The sequence below is a fragment of the Hyphomicrobium sp. LHD-15 genome (assembly GCF_031157355.1).
Lineage (GTDB): Bacteria > Pseudomonadota > Alphaproteobacteria > Rhizobiales > Hyphomicrobiaceae > Hyphomicrobium_C.
This window is the reverse complement of record NZ_JAVIFT010000001.1, coordinates 795,500-817,274: the sequence shown is the minus strand read 5'-3', so window position 1 is coordinate 817,274 and position 21,775 is coordinate 795,500. Positions and strand designations below refer to the sequence as shown.

20 protein-coding genes are annotated in these 21,775 nt (G+C 63.1%); 8 read left to right on the top strand and 12 right to left on the bottom strand.

Annotated features, from left to right (window positions below):
* Positions 1-439: 439 nt before the first annotated feature.
* From RCO24_RS03730 to RCO24_RS03720, 3 genes are all read left to right on the top strand, one after another.
* Positions 440-904 carry a peroxiredoxin gene (locus RCO24_RS03730; protein ID WP_308960055.1) on the top strand — a complete coding sequence of 155 codons (465 nt, stop codon included), beginning with the start codon at positions 440-442 and terminating at the stop codon, positions 902-904.
* Between the two features lie 314 nt (positions 905-1,218).
* Positions 1,219-1,758: a polymer-forming cytoskeletal protein gene (locus tag RCO24_RS03725; protein WP_308960054.1), complete on the top strand. Its 540-nt coding sequence runs from the start codon at positions 1,219-1,221 to the stop codon at positions 1,756-1,758.
* 274 nt (positions 1,759-2,032) lie between these two features.
* Positions 2,033-3,196 carry an NAD(P)/FAD-dependent oxidoreductase gene (locus RCO24_RS03720; RefSeq protein ID WP_308960053.1) on the top strand — a complete coding sequence of 388 codons (1,164 nt, stop codon included), beginning with the start codon at positions 2,033-2,035 and terminating at the stop codon, positions 3,194-3,196.
* Between the two features lie 77 nt (positions 3,197-3,273).
* Here RCO24_RS03720 and RCO24_RS03715 read toward each other — a convergent pair whose 3' ends face one another.
* The 10 genes from RCO24_RS03715 to creD form a co-directional block, all read right to left on the bottom strand.
* Positions 3,274-3,696, bottom strand: coding sequence for a hypothetical protein (locus tag RCO24_RS03715; RefSeq protein WP_308960052.1), 423 nt, complete (start codon positions 3,694-3,696; stop codon positions 3,274-3,276).
* Positions 3,697-3,807: 111 nt separating this feature from the next.
* The gene (locus tag RCO24_RS03710) at positions 3,808-4,902 is read right to left on the bottom strand and encodes an amino acid ABC transporter permease (protein ID WP_308960051.1); all 1,095 of its coding nucleotides are present in this window, start codon (positions 4,900-4,902) and stop codon (positions 3,808-3,810) included.
* 5 nt (positions 4,903-4,907) lie between these two features.
* Positions 4,908-6,104: an ABC transporter permease subunit gene (locus RCO24_RS03705; protein ID WP_308960050.1), complete on the bottom strand. Its 1,197-nt coding sequence runs from the start codon at positions 6,102-6,104 to the stop codon at positions 4,908-4,910.
* Positions 6,105-6,112: 8 nt separating this feature from the next.
* Complete coding sequence (locus tag RCO24_RS03700; RefSeq protein WP_308960049.1) at positions 6,113-7,150, bottom strand: amino acid ABC transporter substrate-binding protein; 1,038 nt, start codon at positions 7,148-7,150, stop codon at positions 6,113-6,115.
* A gap of 1 nt (position 7,151) precedes the next feature.
* Complete coding sequence (locus RCO24_RS03695; RefSeq protein WP_308960048.1) at positions 7,152-7,934, bottom strand: amino acid ABC transporter ATP-binding protein; 783 nt, start codon at positions 7,932-7,934, stop codon at positions 7,152-7,154.
* Between the two features lie 103 nt (positions 7,935-8,037).
* Entirely contained in the window at positions 8,038-8,613 is a 576-nt protein-coding gene (locus RCO24_RS03690) for a GNAT family N-acetyltransferase (RefSeq protein WP_308960047.1), read from the bottom strand.
* 31 nt (positions 8,614-8,644) lie between these two features.
* The gene (locus RCO24_RS03685; RefSeq protein ID WP_308960046.1) at positions 8,645-8,932 is read right to left on the bottom strand and encodes a hypothetical protein; all 288 of its coding nucleotides are present in this window, start codon (positions 8,930-8,932) and stop codon (positions 8,645-8,647) included.
* 454 nt (positions 8,933-9,386) lie between these two features.
* Positions 9,387-11,066, bottom strand: a complete 1,680-nt coding sequence (locus tag RCO24_RS03680) for a DEAD/DEAH box helicase (RefSeq protein ID WP_308960045.1) — start codon at positions 11,064-11,066, stop codon at positions 9,387-9,389.
* Positions 11,067-11,440: 374 nt separating this feature from the next.
* Positions 11,441-12,109 (bottom strand): aquaporin, encoded by a 669-nt coding sequence (locus RCO24_RS03675; protein WP_308960044.1) that lies wholly within the window; start codon positions 12,107-12,109, stop codon positions 11,441-11,443.
* 119 nt (positions 12,110-12,228) lie between these two features.
* Positions 12,229-13,635, bottom strand: coding sequence for a cell envelope integrity protein CreD (creD, locus tag RCO24_RS03670; RefSeq protein ID WP_308960043.1), 1,407 nt, complete (start codon positions 13,633-13,635; stop codon positions 12,229-12,231).
* 313 nt (positions 13,636-13,948) lie between these two features.
* On the opposite strand from creD, the gene RCO24_RS03665 reads away from it, so the two are divergent.
* Entirely contained in the window at positions 13,949-14,161 is a 213-nt protein-coding gene (locus RCO24_RS03665) for a hypothetical protein (protein WP_308960042.1), read from the top strand.
* A gap of 52 nt (positions 14,162-14,213) precedes the next feature.
* Here the strand turns inward: RCO24_RS03665 and RCO24_RS03660 are convergent, their stop codons facing one another.
* Positions 14,214-15,311, bottom strand: coding sequence for an extensin family protein (locus RCO24_RS03660; RefSeq protein WP_308960041.1), 1,098 nt, complete (start codon positions 15,309-15,311; stop codon positions 14,214-14,216).
* A gap of 272 nt (positions 15,312-15,583) precedes the next feature.
* On the opposite strand from RCO24_RS03660, the gene RCO24_RS03655 reads away from it, so the two are divergent.
* Positions 15,584-17,206, top strand: coding sequence for an ABC-F family ATP-binding cassette domain-containing protein (locus RCO24_RS03655; protein ID WP_308960040.1), 1,623 nt, complete (start codon positions 15,584-15,586; stop codon positions 17,204-17,206).
* A 55-nt stretch (positions 17,207-17,261) separates the two neighbouring features.
* On the opposite strand, the gene RCO24_RS03650 is transcribed toward RCO24_RS03655, so the two are convergent.
* Entirely contained in the window at positions 17,262-17,876 is a 615-nt protein-coding gene (locus RCO24_RS03650) for an N-acetyltransferase (RefSeq protein WP_308960039.1), read from the bottom strand.
* A gap of 219 nt (positions 17,877-18,095) precedes the next feature.
* On the opposite strand from RCO24_RS03650, the gene RCO24_RS03645 reads away from it, so the two are divergent.
* The 3 genes from RCO24_RS03645 (at position 18,096) to RCO24_RS03635 (ending at position 21,736) form a co-directional block, all read left to right on the top strand.
* Entirely contained in the window at positions 18,096-19,046 is a 951-nt protein-coding gene (locus RCO24_RS03645; protein ID WP_308960038.1) for a J domain-containing protein, read from the top strand.
* A complete protein-coding gene (locus RCO24_RS03640; RefSeq protein WP_308960037.1) occupies positions 19,046-19,396 on the top strand; it encodes a transcriptional regulator in 351 nt (116 codons plus the stop codon). The genes RCO24_RS03645 and RCO24_RS03640 overlap by 1 nt, the downstream gene beginning before the upstream one ends.
* Positions 19,397-19,681: 285 nt before the next feature.
* Positions 19,682-21,736, top strand: coding sequence for an autotransporter domain-containing protein (locus RCO24_RS03635; protein WP_308960036.1), 2,055 nt, complete (start codon positions 19,682-19,684; stop codon positions 21,734-21,736).
* The last annotated feature ends 39 nt before the right edge of the window (positions 21,737-21,775 follow it).

Genomic DNA, 21,775 nt, shown 5'->3' with positions numbered 1-21,775 from the left:
GCAAACGCCAAGCGGGGCTTTGGGGCGCGTGCGTCGAGAGCTGAGACTATGCCCCTGAGCGTGACCGTATTTGGCTCGGATCAATCACAATCGATTGCCTTCTCGCGTGCGCGTTACAGGAGTGCCTGGGAAACGGTCTCTTCGGGTTCCATCGACGGTTCTGCAAGCTCCCTGCTGCCATATCAAGTCCGATCGCGCGAGGCGCGTCTTGCGCCCGAACGAACTTGACACTACTGACACGACCTCATGCGTGGCGCGGGCTGCTGCCTGCCATCGGATGGCGCATTCGAAGCCCATTTTGGCCTCGAATGAAAAGATCGCCCGCATGACGGGAGCATGACTGTTCCCGATCTGCCGGCGTTATCCGATGCACTGTGAGCCCCTGCCACTCAACGCCCGGATGAGGCTCACCAAAAGCGACAAAAGAAAGGCACGCGGCATGCTTGAGGATGGCGATAAGGCCCCCGATTTCGATCTCCCGTCGGATGGACAAAATCGATTGGCGCTGAAGACATTCCGCGGCAGCCGTGTCGTTCTCTATTTTTATCCCAAGGACGATACCGAGGGGTGCACGATCGAGGCGCGCGAGTTCAGCGCCCTTGTCCCGGATTTCGAGCGCGCGGGCGCTGTGGTGATAGGCATTTCTCCGGACAGCCCGAAAAGCCACGAAAAGTTCAAATGCAAGCACGAGCTGGAGCTGCGGCTTGCATCTGACGAGGAAAAGACGGTCGCCACGGCTTATGGCGTATGGGTCGAGAAATCCATGTACGGCCGCAAATTCATGGGCGTAGAGCGGGCGACCTTCCTGATCTCGCCTAAGGGAAAGATCGAGCGCATCTGGCGCAAGGTTTCCGCCAAAGGCCACGCCGCAGAGGTGCTGGCTGAACTCGCGAATGGTAAATAGCTCAGTTTAGAGAGCATTCGCGCGGTCTGGAGCACAACCTGCGGGCCATGCGGCGCGTCTGGCACGCGTCTAGTCCCAAAGACGTGCCGTAAAAAATGTCTGTTGAGACATCATTTGCACGCTATTCAACCAGGGACGAGGAGGTGACCGGCAATCTAAAACGTGTTAGTCGAGATTACGCGGGAGGACTGTCCGGGAGTTGTCACAAACCGACGGGCAGGGCCGGCGAAAAGCCGAGCCACACCATAAAAAGCCGAAAACGGCTATTCATAAAAATTCGCGCAATGTCGAGCGTAACCGCGGAGGTTCAACGGATGCTGCCCCAATTCCGGAAGCCGGAAACTGAAACCCTCAACTCTCAGCCCGCCATGACGAACCTCGCCAGCCCCCTCAATTCTCAGCCGTCGAGCCTTGGTCCAAGGCCAGCCGGTCCTTCGTTCCGGCCGGGCGCCGCCTCGTCGAGCGTGTCCGTGATCGGCCAGGATCTGGTCATTCAGGGCAACCTTGTCTCCAAGGGCGAGGTCCAGATCGAGGGCGAGGTCCAGGGTGACATCTACGGCACCCACATCGTCATCGGCGAACGCGCGCACGTGACCGGCGGCGTGATTGCCGAGGAATGCGTCATTCGCGGCCGTCTGCTCGGCACTGTCCGCGGCCGCCGCGTGTTGCTGCAGAGCTCAAGCCATGTCGAGGGCGATATCTATCACCAGACGATGGCCATCGAGCAGGGCGCCTTTTTCGAGGGCAAGTCGCGGCGGACGGACGATCCGCTCGCCGGCCTGTCTCGCCCGGGTCGCGGCGATCAGGCTGAGGCACAGCCCCCTCCGCCGCCTACGACCCCGCCTCCGCTCTGAGCGAGCACGGCTTTAAGATCGGGAAACGCCCAAAAAACAGCAGCGCCGGAGCCCCTGTGGTATCCGGCGCTTTTTCTTTGCAGCCGCCGCACAGCTACGGCATCACACTGCCCACTGAAGGGCGAAATAGCCTAACCGAGTCGGCCCGTCATGTTCGTTTTTTGTTCAGGTCATCCCCAAACACAGTGAACGCCTGTGGATAACTTGTGAGTCGTGGAGCGCAAGGGTCTGAAATAAAACGGTGTTCCATGAGGGAGAATCGAAAGAGAACAGTGTGAATTTCCCCTCTGCAAGTCGGCATGTAACGACACCGGACGTCGAAACCGTCGTGATCGGTGCGGGCGTCGTCGGGTTGGCCGTCGCGCGGGCCTTGGCGGAGCAGGGACACGAGGTGCTCGTGCTGGAGCGCCACGACGGCATTGGCCGCGAGACCAGCAGCCGTTCGAGCGAGGTGATCCACGCCGGCCTCTACTATCCCCCAAACAGCCTCAAGGCGAAGCTCTGCGTCGAAGGCCGCCGCCGGCTTTATGAGTTCGCGCGTGAAAACGGCGTGCCCCATGCCCGCTACGGCAAGCTTCTTGTTGCCACGGCCGAGGACGAGCGCGAGCGCTTGGACGTCATCGCGGGCACGGCCCTCGCCAACGGCGTCTCGGATATCGTCCGCCTGAGCAAGGCCGACGTCCGCGCCCGCGAGCCGGAGGTCTCCGCCGTCGCGGCACTGTTTTCGCCCAGCACCGGCGTCATCGACAGCCATGCGCTGATGGTGGCGCTTGAAGGCCATATCCGAGGGGCATTGGGCAGTGTCGTCCTCAACACCGAGGTTGAAGGTCTGGCGGCGCCGGAAGGCGCACCGTTCGAGATCGCGACCCATAGTACCGGAGCACAAGCAGGCGAGCGGGCGAAGCTGACCGCCCGCAATCTCGTCATTGCCGCCAGCCTCAACGCGACGCGCCTTGGCGCGATGTTGGGTGCGAGCTCCCGCTACCAACCCCCCGAGACCTATCCGGCACGGGGCCATTACTACGCGCTCGACGGACAGGCCCCGTTCCGCCATCTCGTTTACCCGTTACCGGGGGACGGATGGCTCGGCATCCATCTGACGCTGGATGTGGCTGGGCGGGCCAGGTTCGGCCCCGATCTCGAATGGCAACAGCAGCCGAGCACGCACTTCGACGACGAGAACGGCGCCCGGCGCGCCCGTTTTGCGTGTGAGATCCGCCGCTACTGGCCGGGGCTCGAGGAAGAGCGCCTGCTGCCGGGCTACGTTGGTATTCGGCCGAAAATCTACCGCCAGGGGGAGCCGGCTCCGGATTTCGCGATCCACGGGATACGCGAGCACGGCATCCCGCGCCTCGTCGCGCTTTATGGCATCGAAAGCCCCGGGCTCACGTCGTCGCTCGCGATCGGAGCCTATGTCGCGGCCATGCTCCCGCGATAGCAACGGCGCGCGACAAACGAAAAAGAGGGCAGGCCCGTGAGCCCGCCCTCTTTGAGGCCGTGAAAGATAAGCTGAGATCAGGGCGTCGGGACGGGCACGGTGACCGCCGGAACTTCGATGCCCTCTTGCTTGGCGACATAGGTCAGGCCGCCGAACACGACAGCGAAAACAATGGCCGTGACGAGTGCGTTGACGAAGCGGTTCGAGAACGACAGCGTGTTGCCGATCAGGTCGATCACGAACAGAACGGCGCCGCCGATCAGCACGAGTTCGAGCCAGGCGTACTCGGCCGGCAGGAAGTGGACCGGCGAGGTCGGTGCTGCGATTTTCGAAGCGAAGATCACGCCCGCGAAGATTGCGATGTACAAGATCGCCGTGACGAGCGCGTTCACGAAGCGGCTCGAGAAGGAGAGGATGTTGCCGATCAGGCCGATGACAAACACGACGGCGGCGGCAATGAGCACAGGCTCAAGCCAAGCATATTCGGTCGGTAGAAACATGGATAATCCCCCAGTTTGGCGCCACCTGATTTTGTTTTGATGGCGGCTAATGCTTATACCAGAGGGCAGTTCTTGTCATGCCGCTTTGTAGGTGCGCCTTATACAGAAGTGTCATGAACGTCCGCGATTCTCGAGCTTTCGCTCGAGGGAGGCCGAGTAGCGGGACATGGCAAAGCAGAAAATCCAAAATACTGCACCGGCGAAAAAATATCCCGTCGCGGCCGTCTGCGGCGAGAACCATTTGGCATCGGCCTGAACGGATTGCTCAACAATTCCGATAAGATCGAAAAGCCCGATAATGAGTACAAGGCTGGTATCTTTGAACAGCGAGATGAACGAGTTCACCAGCCCGGGAATCACGATGCGGATCGCTTGCGGCAGCACCACGAGCCCCATCTTGCGCCAATAGCCGAGCCCGAGCGCATCGGCCGCCTCGTACTGTCCCCGCGGGATCGCCTGCAGTCCTCCGCGAATCACTTCGGCCAGATAAGCAGCCGAAAACAGCGCGACGCCGACCAGCGCGCGCAGCAGTTTGTCGATGGTCACGTCGGGCGGCAGGAACAGCGGCAGCATGACGGACGCCATGAACAGCACCGTGACGAGCGGCACCCCGCGCACGAGCTCGATGTAGCCGGTCGCGGCCCACCGCACGATCGGGAGGTCGCTGCGCCGCGCGAGAGCCAACAGGATCCCGATCGGGAACGAGGCTGCGATGCCGACGCTCGCGATCACGAGGGTCAAGAGGAGGCCGCCCCAAAGCTCGGTGCCGACGAGCGGCAGCCCGAGCAAGCCGCCGCGGAGCAGGATGAAGGCCAGCGCCGGAAACACGATCAGCATGTAGAGCGACAGCAGCAGCTTGCGCGGCACGCCCGGCAGCATGAGTGGAGTGAGCCCCGCGAGCGCCAGCACGTAGGTGAGATTGACGCGCCAGATCTCGGCTTCCGGATAGCGGCCGTAGAGAAACACGCCCATCTTGTGCGTGATGAACGGCCAGCACGCACCGGCAGAAGGCGCCCGGCAGACCGAGCCGTCGCTGCCACTGAACACGGCGCGGATCAGCGCCCAGTCGACGAAGGCATAAACGACGAAGCCGATGAGCGAGAGCAGAGCAAGGCTCACGAGTGATTGCGCGAGCGTGGGAAACAGCGCCGCTTGCACGCGCGTAGTGAAACGGCGGGAGGCATCGGCAATCGGAATCTGCTCCATCGCGCTCATCGTTCCGCCCACGCGGTTCTGGCATTGAACCGGTTCATGAACAGCGCCGTTGCGAGGCTGATCGCGAGATAGACGGCCATGGTGATCAGGATCACCTCGACCGCCTGTCCGGTCTGGTTGAGCACGGTGCCTGAGAACACCGACACCAGATCGGGATAGCCGATGGCGACAGCGAGCGAAGAGTTCTTGGTGAGGTTGAGATACTGGTTGGTGAGGGGCGGCGTGATGATGCGCATCGCTTGCGGCAGGATGACGAGCCGCAACGCTTGCCGCCGAGTGAGTCCAAGCGCCGCTGCCGCCTCGCGCTGGCCGCGCGGCACGCCGAGAAGTCCCGCGCGCACGATCTCGGAGATGAACGCTGCCGTGTAGGTCGAAAGGCCAATCAAGAGCGCCAGGAACTCCGGCTCGATCGAAAGCCCGCCTTCGAAATTGAAGCGCCCGAGCGTGGGATAGGCGACGCTGACGTAGGCGGCGGCGTAAAGCAGCGCCAGGAACGGCACGATGCCGACGAGCGCCCAGGCGGCCGCAATGAACGAAGAGTGTTTCCATGCGCCATCGCGATCTTGCCGTGCGAGACGCGTGAGGAACCAGGCGGCCGCAATCGCGCCGAGGATCGAGAGCAGCAGCGCGCCGCCGCCATGCTCGAACGTTAGCTGCGGAAGATGCAGCCCGCGTTTGTCGAGATGCGCGCCGAGCGGCAAGCCGAGCGCCTCCGCCGGAGGCGGAAAGGCGCGCAGCACCGCCACGTACCAGACCAGCAGCTGAAGCAGCAGCGGCACGTTGCGCACGAGTTCCACGTAGCTGAGGGCAAGCTTCGAGGCGAGCCAGTTCGGAGAGAGCCGCGCGATGCCGATGGCGAAGCCGAGCACGGTCGCAATCACGATGCCAAGCGCCGCGACCAGCAGCGTATTCGTAAGACCGACCAGAAGCGCCCCGGCGTAGCTGCTCTTGCTGCTATAGGGGATCAGCGATTGCGAAACGTCGAAGCCAGCCGTGCGCGAGAGGAATTCGAAGCCGGACGTGATGTTCTGCTTCTTGAGGTTCGCGGCTGTGTTGAGAACGATCTCGGTCGCCGCGATCAGCAGCACGATCACCAGCAGCGACTGGAACACCACCGCGCGCACTTGCGGATCGTAGGCTGCTTCCGCCCAGGTCTTCGGCTCCAGCCAGCGTTTGGCCCTGTCGTTGTTCATCAGTGCCCTCAGCGGATCGGCGGGGCATACATCAGCCCGCCGTCCTTCCAGAGTGCGTTGCGTCCGCGCGCGATCTTGAGAGCCGATCCCTGCCCGAGGTTGCGCTCGAAGGCCTCGCCGTAGTTGCCGACAGTCTTGATGATCGACACCACCCAATCGTTGTCGAGGCCGATACCGCGGCCGAATTCACCATCGGTTCCGAGGATGCGGCGGATCTCCGGATTGGAGGACGTCCGCATCTCTTCGACGTTGCCCTGCGTGATGCCGAGCTCTTCCGCATTGATCAGCGCGAACAAGGTCCACCGCACGATGTTTGACCAACCCGCATCGCCCTGGCGCACCACCGGCCCGAGCGGTTCCTTGGAGATGAGATCGGGCAACATCTCGTGCGTGTCGGGATCGGGAAGGCGCGTACGCTCGGAAATGAGCTGCGAGCTGTCAGTGGTGAACGCGTCGCAGCGCCCGCTGATATAGGCGCCAAGCACTTCCACCAGCCGCTCGAACACGACGGGCCGGTACGAAAGTCCACGCGTTGCGAAGAAATCGGAGAGGTTGAGTTCGTTGGTGGTTCCGCTTTGCACGCAGATGCTGGAGCCCGCCAGGTCGGCCGCAGACTTGAGCCCGAGCGCGCGACGCGCCATGAACGCCTGTCCGTCGTAGTAGATGACGCCGGTGAAGTTGAGCCCGAGCGAGGTATCGCGGCTCATGGTCCAGGTCGTATTGCGCGAGAGCACGTCCACTTCGCCCGATTGCAGCGCCGTGAAGCGCTCCTTGGCATTCAGCGGCACGAAGCGGACGCGGTTGCCGTCCTTGAAGATGGCCGCCGCCACCGCCCGGCAGAAATCGATGTCGATCCCAGTCCACCGGCCGCGGTCGTCGGGCGCGCTGAAGCCGGCGAGACCGGTGTTGACGCCGCAGACGAGATGTCCGCGCGCGCGGACTTGATCGAGCGTTGCCGATTGAGCCGCGACGACGCCTGAGAGAAGCCCGCCGAGCACGAGTATGCCCGCGAGCAGCGCACGGACGAGGGGAGAGGCGCTGCCCATGTCAGTGCTCGAGGATCTGGGAGAGGAATGCGCGCGTGCGCTCGTGGCGCGGCGCTTCGAACAGCGCCTCGGGCGTTCCGGCCTCGACGATCTCTCCCTTGTCCATGAACACCACGCGATCGGCGACCGCGCGTGCAAATCCCATTTCGTGGGTGACGACGAGCATCGTCATGCCTTGCTCTGCAAGCTCGGTCATCACGTCGAGAACCTCCTTGACCATTTCGGGATCGAGCGCGGAGGTCGGCTCGTCGAATAGCATGATGCGTGGGTTCATCGCGAGCGCGCGGGCGATCGCGACCCGCTGCTGTTGACCGCCGGAAAGCTGCCCGGGAAGTTTTTTGGCTTGGTCCGCGATACGCACCCGCTCGAGCAATGACAATGCGGCCTTCTCCGCGTCCGCTCGTTTGACGCCCCGCACCCAAGTCGGGGCGAGGCAGAGGTTGTCGAGCACAGAGAGGTGCGGAAACAGATTGAAGCTCTGAAACACCATGCCGACTTCGGAGCGGATTTTTTCCAGCGTTCTGAGATCGCGCGTGAGGAGGGTGCCGTCGACGACGATGCGCCCGCCGTCATGGGTTTCGAGGCCGTTGAGGCAGCGGATCAGCGTCGATTTCCCGGAGCCCGAGGGGCCGCAGATCACGATCTTCTCGCCTTCCGCCACTTGAAGCGAGATGTTGCGGAGAACGTGAAAGTCTCCGAACCATTTTTGTACGCCTTCGAGAACGACAGCCGCGTCGGCGCCGGTTGGTCTCGCGTCTCGTGGCTGCGATGCGGCGTCGCTCATCTGACCTGCTGGTTAGACCATGATCCCGATCTCGAAAGAATCGATCACGCTCTGAGGAATTTTTCGAAGTATGCCCGAGAGTTGCGAGCGGACTCAAGTCCGCTTAATCCCGGTGGGTGTGGCCGAGGTCGCGCCCGAGAAACAAGAGCTCCCGCCCGTCGATTACGACCGCACCGCGTTCGAGAAAGCCGTTTGCGGCGTAGAAGCTGACGTTTCGCATGCCGCGCGTCGTCACCACGTGCACACCGGGTGCGCCGGCAGCGCGCGCGTCATCGGCAAACGCGTTCACGAGAAGCACGCCGATCCCCTGTCCGCGCCACGCCGCGTCGAGATTGATGTGGAGTTGCGCCGGATAGCGCTCCGTAAGGGCGCCGAACATCGCGAGAAAAGGAAGATCCGCGAACAACGGATCGTGCGCCGGATCCTTGACGCTTCCGATGACGTAGCCGACGATTTCGCCGCTGGGCGCCGTGGCGACGAAAGCATGTTGTGGGAAATGGCGAAGATAACGGCCAAGCCAGCGCTCGCGAAATGCCGCCTTGGCATCGGAACTGGCAAAGGACTGTGTAGCGCTCGAGGTGAAGAAGATCCGGTCGATCTCCGCGATCCGCCGGTCGTGCGCCGGTCCTTTGGGCTCCGACGCGAACCCATCCCAGCGGCAAATCTCGACATCCGTCATGACAGCGCCGCTTGGGTGTTCCTGGCAACGGCTATTCCGCGGCGGTACGAACCGCCGCCGGAGTGGCCGTCGAAAGGGCGGCGGCCGCTGCAGACCAATACCGCGCCTCTTGCTCTGCGGCGAGCCATTCCTTGCGGAACGCATCGATCCATTCCCAGACCAGCGCGGGATTGGTCTCCGCGAGCGCCGCAAGATCTTCCGGAGATTTCGAAAGCACTGTCCCGGCAAGACGCCGAAGCTGGGCGGCCTCAATGAGGTCCGGTGCCGGCACGTAACCCAATTCGCGGACCCGGCATCCCGCCGCCCGAACATGAGCCACGGGACTGCGCGTGGCCGTAGTCGGTGTAGCCGAAACCGGTGTGGCCAAAGTCTGTGTGGATGGTGTGTTGATCCGATTGTGACGCATGGTTTTCGCCTCCAATGCACAGCGACTGTAGCTGCGGCACCGCCTGCAAATTAGGCAGGGCCGACGCTATCCACAGTTCGCTGATGCTGCGGCGCAAGAATCGCTTGACTCGCTGTTGTGCGTTGCGGCGGCGCGGTTAGCGGGGCGTGTTCAAGATTTTCGCGGACATCGCGCGCGTAACGCTCTACGGCGCCGAGAGAATGCGTCGAGAGATTGCGCGCATGTCGAAGTCGGTCTGATCGGGAGCACTGCAACAGAAAGAAACGCGCCCTTCAAACAAAGAAGGGCGCGTTTCGGGATCTGCAAAGCATCGATCTGATTTCGGTAGACGGGATCGGGGCGCTGCCCCGATCGCTTCCGCCCCCAGCTATTCGCCGGCCGCTTTGACGGGCCGCGGCGGTTTCCTGAGGAAAGCCGGGACGTTGCCGGCGAACGCACTGACGGCCGCCTTCGAGTTGGCATCCGCGGCGGGGCGCGGCTTGGCGCGGGGAGCCGGCTCCGGCGCGTGGTCATCGCGATCGCGTCGAACGTCGGGCTTCGTCGTGCCTGCACGCGGTGCCTTGGCCTCCCGCGGTGCCTTGGGCTGCTGAGGCGCGCGCGGTTCGTCGGCGCGCTTTTGGCCGCGTCCCTCTTCGCGCGGCTGGCGCGGCGGCTTCGCATCCGCGCCGATAACCGGCTGCTCGCCGGTCCCCGGCGGCGGCGCTGCTGCGCGCCGGTCGCGGCGTTCGGGAGAGCCGGAGCGTCCTTCGCTCCGTCCCTCGTGGCTGCGGCCTTCCGGCTTGCGGCTTTCGTGACGGCCGCCTTCGCTGCGCCCGCTCTCGCTCCGTCCGCTTTCGCGCTGGGCGCCAGGGCGTGCGCCTCGCCCACCGCGTCCGCGGCGGCGTTTTCCGGCATCCGCGAAGTCCTGTTCGGAGGGGGGCTCACCGATCCAGACGGCCACCTCGCCGATGATCTTCTCGATGTCCTTGAACGATTTCAGATCGTCAGAGGTGACGATCGACTGCGCCGTTCCTTCGCGCCCCGCGCGCCCGGTGCGCCCGATCCGGTGCACATAGTCGTCGGACTGCCAGGGCAGATCGAAATTGAAGACGTGGGAGACTTCGGGGATGTCGAGGCCGCGCGCAGCGACGTCGCTTGCTGCCAGGAGGCTGATGTCGCCGCTGCGGAACTTGTCCAGCGTTTCCATGCGGCTCTTCTGGTCCATGTCGCCGTGCAGCGCGCCGGCATTGAAGCCGTGCTTCAGGAGAGATTTCAGAAGAATTGCGACGTCCCGTTTGCGATTGCAGAAGATGATCGCGTTTTTCACGTTTTCGGAGCGGATCATATCGCGCAGCAATTCGCGCTTGACCCAATCCTCGCCGTCGGGCGCGAACCGGAAGCTCTGCGTGATGGTCTTGGCCGTGGTGGCCGGGCGCGCGACTTCGATCCGTTCGGGATCGCGCAGGAACTGGCTGACGAGGCGCGTGATCTCCGGCGGCATCGTTGCCGAGAAGAACAGCGTCTGACGGCGCGGCGGCAGCAGGTTGCAGATTTTCTCGATGTCGGGAATGAAGCCCATGTCGAGCATGCGATCGGCTTCGTCGATGACCAGGATGTCGACGCCCATCAGCATGATGCGCCCGCGCCCGAAATGATCGAGCAGGCGCCCCGGCGTCGCGATCAGCACGTCGACGCCGCGATCGAGCTTGCGGACCTGCTCGTCCATCGAGACGCCGCCGATCAGCAGCGCCACGTCGAGCTTGTGATTGACGCCGTATTTCTCGAAGCTCTGCGCGACCTGTGCGGCAAGCTCGCGCGTTGGCGCCAGGATCAGCGAGCGCGGCATCCGTGCCCGTGCGCGTCCGGTTTCGAGCCGCGTGATCATCGGCAGCACGAACGAAGCCGTTTTACCAGTTCCGGTCTGCGCGATGCCGAGCACATCACGGCCCGTCACTGCCACCGGAATGGCTGCCACCTGAATGGGAGTTGGATTGGCATAGCCGGCGGCCGTGATGGCAGCCTGCACCTTTGGGCTGAGACCGAGCTCAGCGAACGTCTTCGTTTCCAAAAAACTACGTCTCCATAGAACGATCTCAAGGCCCCAAGCGCACACAGCCGGAAAAACGACCAAAGACGGTCTCCGGGCGCAGCTTCAAGACGACGAGAGCGCAGGGGAATGGCAAATGCCGCAAGCGGGCAAATACAAGAATTGGGGCTCGAAAAGGGACAAATGAGATCGAAGCCCCTGCGCTCGAGCCAACGCTTTGCTGGCATACGCACCTATAAAAATCAAGAAAAAACAGGGACTTTTGAGGTGCAGAAAAGTCGCACACAGAATTCGTCATGTAAGACAGAAAGAAAACGGCCGCCGTTTGCACGGCGGCCGCTGATTAATGACACTTTTCTAAAGCATTTGAAATCGCACCCGGAATAGGTCGCGGACTACTCGTCGAGCCAGCGGTAGATGATCGCGCCAACCACCGCGCCGAGGATTGGAGCCACCCAGAACAGCCAGACCTGGCCCAGATACTCGCCACCCGCGAAAAGGGCGGGTCCGAGGCTGCGCGCCGGGTTGACCGAGGTGTTCGAGACCGGGATCGACATCAGATGGATCGCGGTCAGCGTAAGGCCGATGGAAAGAGGCGCAAACCCGGCCGGAGCCGAAGCCCGTGTCGATCCCATGATGACGATCAGGAAGAACGCCGTCAGCAGGGCTTCGATCAGAAACACGCTGCCGAGGCCGGCTTTGATCATCGAAAGATCGCCGTATCCGTTTGCGGCGTAGGAAGCCGGCGCATTGCCGATCACTGCGAAAACCGCTGTGGCGGCAATCGCGCCGAGGCTCTGCGCCACGATATAGGGCACGGCATCGCCGATCGGGAATCGGCCGCCCGCAACCAGACCCAAGGTGACGGCAGGATTGTAATGCCCGCCCGAGATATGTCCGATCGAGCGCGCAAGTACCATCACGGTAATGCCGATCGACAACGCGACGCCGAGAATACCCGCGGCGCCCGAGGGAGCGCCGAACGAATAGAACGCGGCGCCGAGAACAGAGCCTGTAAGCATGAATGTGCCGATGAACTCGGCGGAAAGTGCTTTTAAGTTCATGAAAGTCTCCCTGCAAAATTCCCCAAGCTGGCAGCACGCCGATGCTTCCGTCCTTGGATGGCAGGTCGTCCGCAATCGGCCTTCTCAGAGCCGCGAATCGTGTGTTGCCAGCGGCGGGATCATACCACGTCGCCCTCCGCGTCACGCTTCCGATGCGCCGTCTCGCGGATAGGCCCTGTGAGTCCCGACCAATCGATCCGGAGCGTCGTGAACATGACGGCGGTGAGCGCGGCAAACCCGAAGATCGCCCCCGCGAGCAGCGCATAGTCCTCGAGCCGCAGGATCAGATAGAGAAGCCCGTAGAGCAGCGCGAACAGCGCGGCCATCAAGAGCCCGCTGCGCAGGCTGTCGAGAGCCTTGCTGACATAGAGCGAGAGCATGCCGCCGGTCGCGAGCGAGGCGATGAAGTAGGCCTTGGTGAAGCCGAGATGCTCGGCTAGCGACAGCAGCAGCACGTAGAAAAAAACCATCGCGAGGCCGACGAACAGATACTGCACCGGATGCACGCGCTTGTTCGAGATGAGCTCCAACACGAACACGCCCATGAACCCGACGGCGAGGAACAGAAGGCCGTACTTCAGCGCGCGGTTGACGAGGCCGTAGAAATCGACCGGCTGATAGAAAGTTACGCCGAACTGATAGTTCATGAACCGGTCGACGCCGGCGTCCGTGATCGTCCACGCGTTCGGCACGCTACGCGCGAGGTGCGGCACGCGCCAGTTCGCCGAGAAGCCCTTTTCCGAAACCTCGCGCTCGACCGGCAGGAACGCGCCCATGAAGCTCGGGTGTGGCCAATCGGAGGTCAGCGCGACGCGCGTTTCGCGCGCGGCAGGAGTGAACGACAGCGACGAGGAGCCCGAGAACACCAGGTCGGCATGGAAGCTGAAGGCTTTCGGCGCCGTATCGCCTTCGAGTGCGGAGGAAGCGCCCGCGAGTTTCGCATGAATGCCGGTCATGTAGCTTCCCGGCACGCCGAGGCTGGGTGCGAACGGCAGCGCATCCTGACCGTTGATGTTGAGCGTGGCCGCTTCCTTGAGCCCGGCGACGTCGGAGAGCGCGAGCGCGAAGATGGCGTCCTTCCAACGAACCGAAACGGCATTCGGATCGAGACCGAGCACGTCGAGCACGCCGAAGCGCCCGTCGACCGCGAGCGACGCCGTGTACACGTTGACATCGAAAATCGACCGCTTGAGCACGTTCGACTTTCCGTTGCCCGTGATCGCGAGTTCTTCCGGCAAAAACACCGCGCGCCGCTCTTGCGTCTGCTGGATGATCTTGTCGCCGTCCCGTGTCTCGATGCGCACCACGTAAGGCACGACCAGGAAGGGGCCGGTCAGCGTCTGAACCCCGCCCCACGTCCGCGCGATGTCGGCCATCACCGAGCTGGATCGGCTTTCGCGGTCGGACACCAGTGCGAACACCATGACGAGCGGCAGCAGCAGCAGCAGAACCAGGAAGGAAATCAGGAAGAACTTGAACGCCGGGCTGCGTGCGACCCGTCCTGCCGATTGCCCGATGTCCGACATATGTGCTCCCGACTTGGTCTCAACGCTCTGCTCTATCGCAGCACTGAGTGTGTCGAGATTTGAGCAGGCGGATTTGGGGCGGAACAAGGCTCCGGACCGGGCACGCGCGCTAACTGCGGATAGATTGGGTAGGGCGTTCTTGCCGGATCTTAGCCAAACATTCCGTAGGCGCCCGGACTTCGCCGCCAAGGCCCGGACTTCGCCACCGAGGAGAGAGACATGCGGTCCAGGATGATTCCGCCGGCGGCCCGATTGTGATAAACTTATGCCGTCTGACGTCGTTCTGGAGAACCTGCCGGGAGGCCCTTTGCCCATGACGAGGCGCGCCGTAAGAATTGCTTGGGTCGGTGTGGGGCTTTGCCTTTTAATCGGCGTGATCGCGAGCGTGCTGACGCTGGTGGGCCCACCGGATCAGCCGTGGCACCGGGGCTTGCGCGAACTGTCGACGTTGATGGACGTCGCCGCGCTCTTGTTCTGGATTGCCGTGTTCGCGATCTATTGGGCCCGCAAGCGCCGCCAGGGCTAGCTAGCCAGCCGCCGTCGTCCAGGTCAGCGAAACTCGCCGGTTCACCCAGCTGTCATTCGCAATAGCCGCGGCCGCGGCGCGGAATGAGGTCCAGGTGGAAGTGGTTGCGGTGCGGGTCGTTGGCCTCCGGGCCCAGCACCGTCCCGAACTCTTTGCAGGCGCCCTCGTGAATGGCCCGTAGGAACAGCGCCTCTTTGGTTGGTTTCTGAGGATCCGCGGGTTGCGCCGCCGCCGCGTCGGTTTGCGGCACGTCTTTCTTTCCTTTCGGCAGCTTCGCCGAGGGAAGCGAGAGAGAGGCTTGAGTCACCGCAGCGCCGGCCTTCTTGACGCGCGCTCCGTCGGCTTCGCCTTTGTCGCCGGCTGGCTCTTCCTTGACGTCCTTCTGCGCGATTTCCGTCTTGCCCTTTCCGCCGGCCTTCGCTTTGGCTTTCGCCTCGGCTTGTGCCTTCGCCTTGGCTTTGGCCTGGGCGATGATGTCCCGCTCCGTCAGTCCCCAGCCCCGGAGAACTCTGATGGTCCGCCCGTTTTCGAGAGCGAAGCCGCCGATATCGATCGCGTTGGCCAGCGCATGCTGGCTGAGCTTTGCGTTGGGAAGATTGTAGATGTTGCGGCACGAATAGCCGTAAGAGCCGACGACGCGCACGACCTGGGATTTGAAGCGCGCTTCCGCCGTGGGCTGCAGCGTCGACTTCACCCATTTGCCGAGCGCAACGGCCATCGGGCAGTTCACCTGAACTGGTGGATCGAACACGACCTCGGGCGCCGATCCGACGCTTTTGAGAAGGATGGGGGCCGGAAGTCCGCACTCGCCTTTTTTGACCGGCTCGAGCATTTCGAATTCGACGGCAACGCTGGAAAGCAGATGCATGCATTGTTCGCGTGCCTGCGCGACGTCCGCCTCCGGCCATTCCTCCTTGACCGGCTCGGCAGTCACGGCCTGGGTTGGAGGTGTCGCGGAACCGGTGCCATCAGAGGCCGAAGTGTCGGACGCCTCGTGCGTATGAGCAACTTTAATGGCAGGATAGCGCTGCACTTGGTCGAGCGGACGCGCGCCGGGGAACGCGGCGAACAGGATAAGTCCCGTCATCATCACGTGTGATAGGCCCGCCGAGAGGGCCGGGATGGGTTCTTCTCTTCGTTTTATGGCCATTCCTGTCGCCATCGCCGAAAAGAGTGCCTTCATTGCGTCCCGCGCCCGCAACAATACCCGAAAAGCCTCTAACGTTCCCTTAGAATGCTTCCGGAAAACTGGGCGCCGGGTAAAGAAGAGCGTCCGAAAACGTCGGAGATATGTCGTGTTGCACCCGGTCAGGAAGGGCCGATGTGCGGCAGAGCGCGGCAACGAACGCGCTTTCCCATAGGCCCACTTGTGGCATAAGACCGGCGCATTCGATCCAGCACCGCGCCGAGATAGCCACGCCTATGATCCGCCTCGACAACATCAGCAAGCAGAACGGCCACCAGATCGTCTTCATCGAGGCGTCAGCGGCGCTGAACAAGGGCGAGAAGGTCGGCCTCGTCGGCCCGAACGGCGCCGGAAAGACGACGCTCTTCCGACTGATTACCGGCCAGGAGCAACCCGACGAGGGCCAGGTGTCGACCGATCGCGGCATCACCATCGGCTATTTCAGCCAGGACGTCGGCGAGATGTCGGGCCGCAGTGCCGTCTCCGAGGTGATGGACGGTGCCGGGCCGGTGAGCGAGGTTGCAGCCGAGCTGGCGGAGCTCGAGGCCGCCATGGCCGACCCCGATCGTGCCGACGAGATGGAAGACATCATCGCCCGCTACGGCGAGGTACAGGGCCGCTTCGAGGAACTGGGCGGCTACGCGCTCGAGGGCCGGGCTCGCGAGGTTTTGGCCGGGCTCGCCTTCAGCCAGGAGATGATGGACGGCGATGTCGGCGCGTTGTCCGGCGGCTGGAAGATGCGCGTGGCTTTGGCCCGCATTCTCCTCATGCGTCCCGACGTGATGCTGCTCGACGAGCCAAGCAACCATTTGGACCTCGAAAGCCTGATCTGGCTCGAAGAGTTCCTGAAGGGCTACGAAGGCGCATTGCTGATGACGTCGCACGATCGCGAGTTCATGGACCGCATCGTCAAGAGGATCGTCGAGATCGACGGCGGTACGCTGACGACCTATTCCGGCGGCTACGAATTCTATGTCGAGCAGCGCGCGCTCGCCGAGAAGCAGCAGCAGGCCCAGTTCGACCGCCAGCAGGCGATGCTCGCCAAGGAGCTGCGCTTCATAGAGCGCTTCAAGGCCCGCGCCTCGCACGCGGCCCAGGTGCAGAGCCGCGTCAAGAACCTGGAGAAGATCGAGCGCGTCGAGCCGCCGAAGCGCCGCCAGACCATCGTGTTCGAATTCCCGTCCGCGCCCCGCTCCGGCGAGGACGTCGCGAGCCTCAAGAACGTACACAAGAGCTACGGCAGCCGGCCGATCTACGAAGGCCTCGATTTCCAGGTACGCCGCAAGGAGCGCTGGTGCGTGATGGGCGTCAACGGCGCCGGCAAGTCGACGCTTCTGAAGCTTATCGCCGGCGCAACTACACCCGATGACGGCACCGTCTCGCTCGGTGCCAGCGTCAAGATGGGCTACTTCGCCCAGCACGCCATGGACATTCTGGAAGGCGAGCGCACGGTGTTCCAGTCGCTGGAGGACTCATTTCCTCAGGCAGGGCAGGGCTCGCTGCGGGCGCTGGCCGGCTGCTTCGGTTTCTCGGGCGATGACGTCGAGAAGCGCTGCCGTGTGCTTTCGGGCGGCGAGAAGGCGCGTCTCGTGATGGCTCAGATGCTGTTCGATCCGCCGAACTTCCTGGTGCTCGACGAGCCGACCAACCACTTGGATCTCGCGACCAAGGAAATGCTGATCAAGGCGCTGAGCGATTACGAAGGCGCCATGCTGTTCGTTTCGCACGACCGCCACTTCCTGGCCGCGCTCTCCAATCGCGTCCTGGAGTTGACGCCGGAGGGCATCCATACCTACGGCGGCGGTTATACGGAATATGTCGCCCGCAACGGCTACGAGGCGCCCGGCTTGCACAGTTGAGTGAAGGCCGATCCGGCCGCTTGGCGCGAGGTCGCGAGCCCCGGCGCGCTGCCGCTCACTTGCTTCGCGAGCGCCTTTTGAGCGTGCGTGGCGTCAAGAGATCGCCGCCCGTCTCGAGCTTGCGCGACAGGAAAATCGCTGCATCGAGCTTTTGGAAGTTGCGGTTGCGGTAGAAGCGCAGCGCCTCCTCGTTGTTCTCGGCAACCTCCAGCACGATGTGCGTGCAGCCGCGCAGTCGCGCCGCGTGCTCGATCTGCTCGAACATGTACGAGGCGATGCCCATCCCGTGATAGTCGGGATGCACCGCGATTTCGTCGACGAAGAGCGGCCGCATGTCCCGCTTCTCGAAGTAGCGGTGGTTCATCCAGCTGTCGGATCCCACGATCTCATAGGCATACTCCGCGTAGCCGACGAGCTGCTGCTTGCCCTCGACACTGGTTTCGAACACCAGCTGCTCGACACCCTCTTCCTCGTAGATTTCGAGAAAGCGCTTCTTGGATCGCGGCCGCTGGTATTCGACCGTCTCGCGGTTGACGTCGCGAAACACCAGCTTCAGGAATTCCCATACGCGGTTGAGGTCGCGCCGATGCATGTGACGCACGCGCACGACCAGGTCGCGGTCGTCTTTCCCTGCACCTTTAGGTCGGTTCTGCGTATTGTCCGTTGCCATGGCGTGCGATTTCAACCCGGAGTGTCAAGTTGGTTGGATCTCGCCTTTCGGCCACCATGTTTGCGGATCGAAGTCAAGGACAAGCCGCGCAGGTGGCCCGAAGATAGGGCTTTGCCCGCCAAAGCAGCAGCTCATTTACCGTTCCACGACGCTCCCGCGTGCGTGTTTATGCGCAAAGAGGCTAGTATTTCAGCCAGGCACGGCAAGAACGAGGCCGCCATGGCAGACCCGTACAAGGTGTTGGGTGTCGAAAAGAACGCCTCACAGGACGATATCCGCAAAGCCTATCGAAAGCTCGCCAAGGAAACGCATCCCGATTTGAACCCGGGCAATACCGAGGCCGAGCGGCGGTTCAAGGAAATTTCAGCGGCCAACGACATTCTCGGCGATCCTGATAAGCGCAAGCGGTTCGACGCCGGCGAGATCGACGAGAGCGGCGCTGAAATGCCCGAGCGCCGCTTCTATCGCGAGTACGCAGAGGCCGATCCCAACATGCGCTATGGGCGGCGTCCGCAAGCCGGTCCTCAATCCAGCGCCGAGAGCGCGTTCGACGCGGAGGATTTGTTCGCCGATCTGTTCCGCAATCGGGGGGAGCAGCACTTTCGCGGCGGTAGACCGGGCGGCACAGGACCCGGAGCCGACGTCCGCTACACGCTACCGGTCGACTTTCTCGATGCCGTGAACGGCGCCCGCAAGACCGTGGCGATGCCGGACGGCAAGACGCTCGACATCGAGATCCCGGCTGGCTTTCGTGAAGGGCAGGTGCTTCGCCTCAAGGGCCAGGGATTGCCGGGTGCTGCTGGCCAGCCATCCGGAGACGCCTACGTCGAGGTTCACATTCTTCCGCATGGTACGTTCCGCCGCGACGGCCACGATATCCATTCCGTCGTGCCGATCACGCTCGGAGAAGCACTGAACGGCGCGCGTGTGCGGGCGGAAACCGTTGATGGCGCGGTGGACGTGAAGGTACCCAAGGGTGCCAAGAACAAGACGACGCTGCGCCTGCGCGGGAAGGGCGTCGTGCGCGACAAAGCCGGCGCCAGGGGCGATCACTTGATCGAGCTTGAGATTGTACCGCCGGAGAATGCCGACGACGAGCTTGCCGCCTTCATGGCGGATTGGGAGGCGAAGCACCCCCAGAATCCTCGTCAAGAACGCGGAGATCGATGATGATCAGCGAACAGCAGCTCATCGCGCGTATGAAGCGCCTCAAGGCAGAGGTTCTGCACCATTGGATCGAACTGGGCCTGATCGCGCCCCAGCGTGACGCCAGCGGTTTTCTGTTCGACGAACTCGACGAAGCGCGTGTCGCGCTCGTCTGCGATCTCCACTACGGCATGGGGTGCGAGCAGGAGAGCCTGCCCGTCATCATGAGACTCGTCGATCAGTTGCACGAGACGCGCCATTCGCTGCGCGCGATCACCGTCGCGGTGTCCGAGCAACCCGACGATGTGCGGGTCGCCATCACGACGCGCACCCGCGTCGTTCTCGGCCGCAACCCGGCAGCAGACAAAGACTGAGATTTCCTCCCGCTCCTGACCCGTTATGAGCTTCAGCTCGTGGGCCGGCGGAATCAGCATCCGTGCAATGCGCGGCATTGATCCGGCAAGGCCAAAAGCGAGCCCAAGGCGCTGCGCGGGCCACAAGGAAGTGAGACCAAATCGCAACTGAATATTATTTGCCGCCTAGGACGCCCGTCCAAAGATTGCGCGCAATGAGACGACATCTGTTTATCCGTACACGATAGTACTGTTCGATTCGGCCCGCCCGTCTGAAGGCGGCAGACGCTTTTTCGCGGGGGACGCGTGATCCGGGCAAGTTCGACACTGAAAGCAGCACTACTCGCCACGACGGCATCCGTCGCGCTCGCCTTCCCGTCCCCGGCGCGCGCCACCGACGGCTTCGAGCAAATCGGCAGCGATCCTTACCGCCCACAGTGGACCGCAGACATCGGCATCAGTGGTGACGGCAGCGTTGTTTTCAGCAACAGCCACGACGGCGCCACCCTCTCACAGGGCTGGACCTATTCGAACGAGGCCTACACCTGGGTACCGCTTCTAACGCCAAGCCGCTCCACGATCATAACAGACATAAGCTTTGACGGCTCCGTCTGGGTGGGCGGTGGCGTTATCGGCAGTTGGGAAGTGCACATGGTGCGCCATGCGGACGGAGCTCTGACTGATCTCCACACCGGTTCGGCCTTCGCTCCCGGCGGTCAGCTGTATGGTTATTTTACCAGCATGGGAATGGCCGTAAGCGGGGATGGACGTGTCGTGGCGGGCTATGCCAGCGGTCCGACCACGCAAGCCGTGAGGTGGACCCAAGCAACCGGCGTCGAGGGGCTCGGCTTTCTGCCCGGCGACAACACCAGCACTGCCCAGGATGTTTCCGCTGACGGGCTAACCATCGTCGGCACGTCGAGCATAAATCACTCCGACCAGCAAGCGATGTATTGGACACAGGCCACCGGCATGCGCGGCATCGGTTTCCTCCCGGGTGACAGCGAAAGTTACGCAAATGCCGTCAATGATGATGGGTCCGTGATTGTCGGCGCCTCCTGGAGTGTGGTTGGAGGCGTGATTGAGCAGCACGCGTTTCGCTGGACGCAGGCTGCGGGAATGCAGGATATCGGTCTTCTCCCGGGCCATCAGATATCCTACGCCGAGGCCGTCAGTGCCGACGGTTCAGTGGTCGTTGGCTCCAGCAGTACGATGTTCGCTTCAACGCGGGTGGCTTTCCGCTGGACTGAGACGACGGGCATACAGTCATTAGCGGACATGCTGGCGGCGAGGAACATCGATATCGGCGGCTGGGAGCTGAAGACCGCGACCGGTATTTCGGCCGACGGCACGATCATCGTCGGAAGCGCCCTCGATCAGAACGGGATTGAACGAGTCTACATCGCGCGCTGCCAGTCGGCGGTCTGCCTTGGGTTGACCACGCCGGAGCAGCTTGCCAGTTCTTATGCAGGTCAGTCCGCTGTTGGACACACCGCCAACGCCGCCATCGGCGGCACGCTCGGGACCATGCAGGAATACGCCACGCAGGCCCGCGCCTCACAAGGTTCGCGCTCGACGCCGTACTCTGTCTTCGCCTACGGCGCTTACGACACCGATCCGGTCACGTCAGGCACGCTCGGCATCACGGTCGATGTCACGCGCGACATTGTCGTCGGCTTCGCGGCATCGGCTGCGCGGGTCGAAACCGAGATGATTTACGACGGCGAAGCGGACATGCGCGGTGGCGGGCTTTCGGCGTTCGTCGCACGCGTGCCGGACACCGGCCTGCAATGGCTCGCCGGCCTCAACAGCCTGTTCCTCGATGGCGACATTGAGCGCGGCTATAGGAACGGCGCCGGGCCGGGCTTCTCGAATGGCAGCTCATCGAGCGACGGCTTCGGTGCCATCGCTCGTATCGGCTGGACCGAGCAGTTCGGCGCGCTGCAGCTGACGCCGTTCGCGTCCTACACCTATTCGCGCAACACGCTCGACGCTTACACCGAGGATGAAGGTGTGTTCGCGGCCTCGTTCGAGAAGATGACGAGCACGGCTGAGACGGCGCGCTTCGGCGCCGATGCCCGCTACACGTTCAAACCCGATACGTGGGCCTGGGGGACGCTCGCCTGGGGCCATCGCCTCGACGGCGGCAAGAGCCCCGACGTCACGGCCACGCTCGGCCACTGGTTCCCGATGACCGTGCCCGGCATCGCCGCAACGGAGGAGTGGCTCGAGGTCGGCGGAGGTCTGCGTCTGCCGGCCTGGGACAAGGGCGCTGTTACCGCGTCGGTTACGGCGTCGATCCCCGAGGACGAGGGCAACACCACCTACCTCGCCCGTGCCGGCCTCTCGCAGGATTTCTGACACCGGAAGCGGAGGCCTTTGGAACCGCCGTTTGGGTCG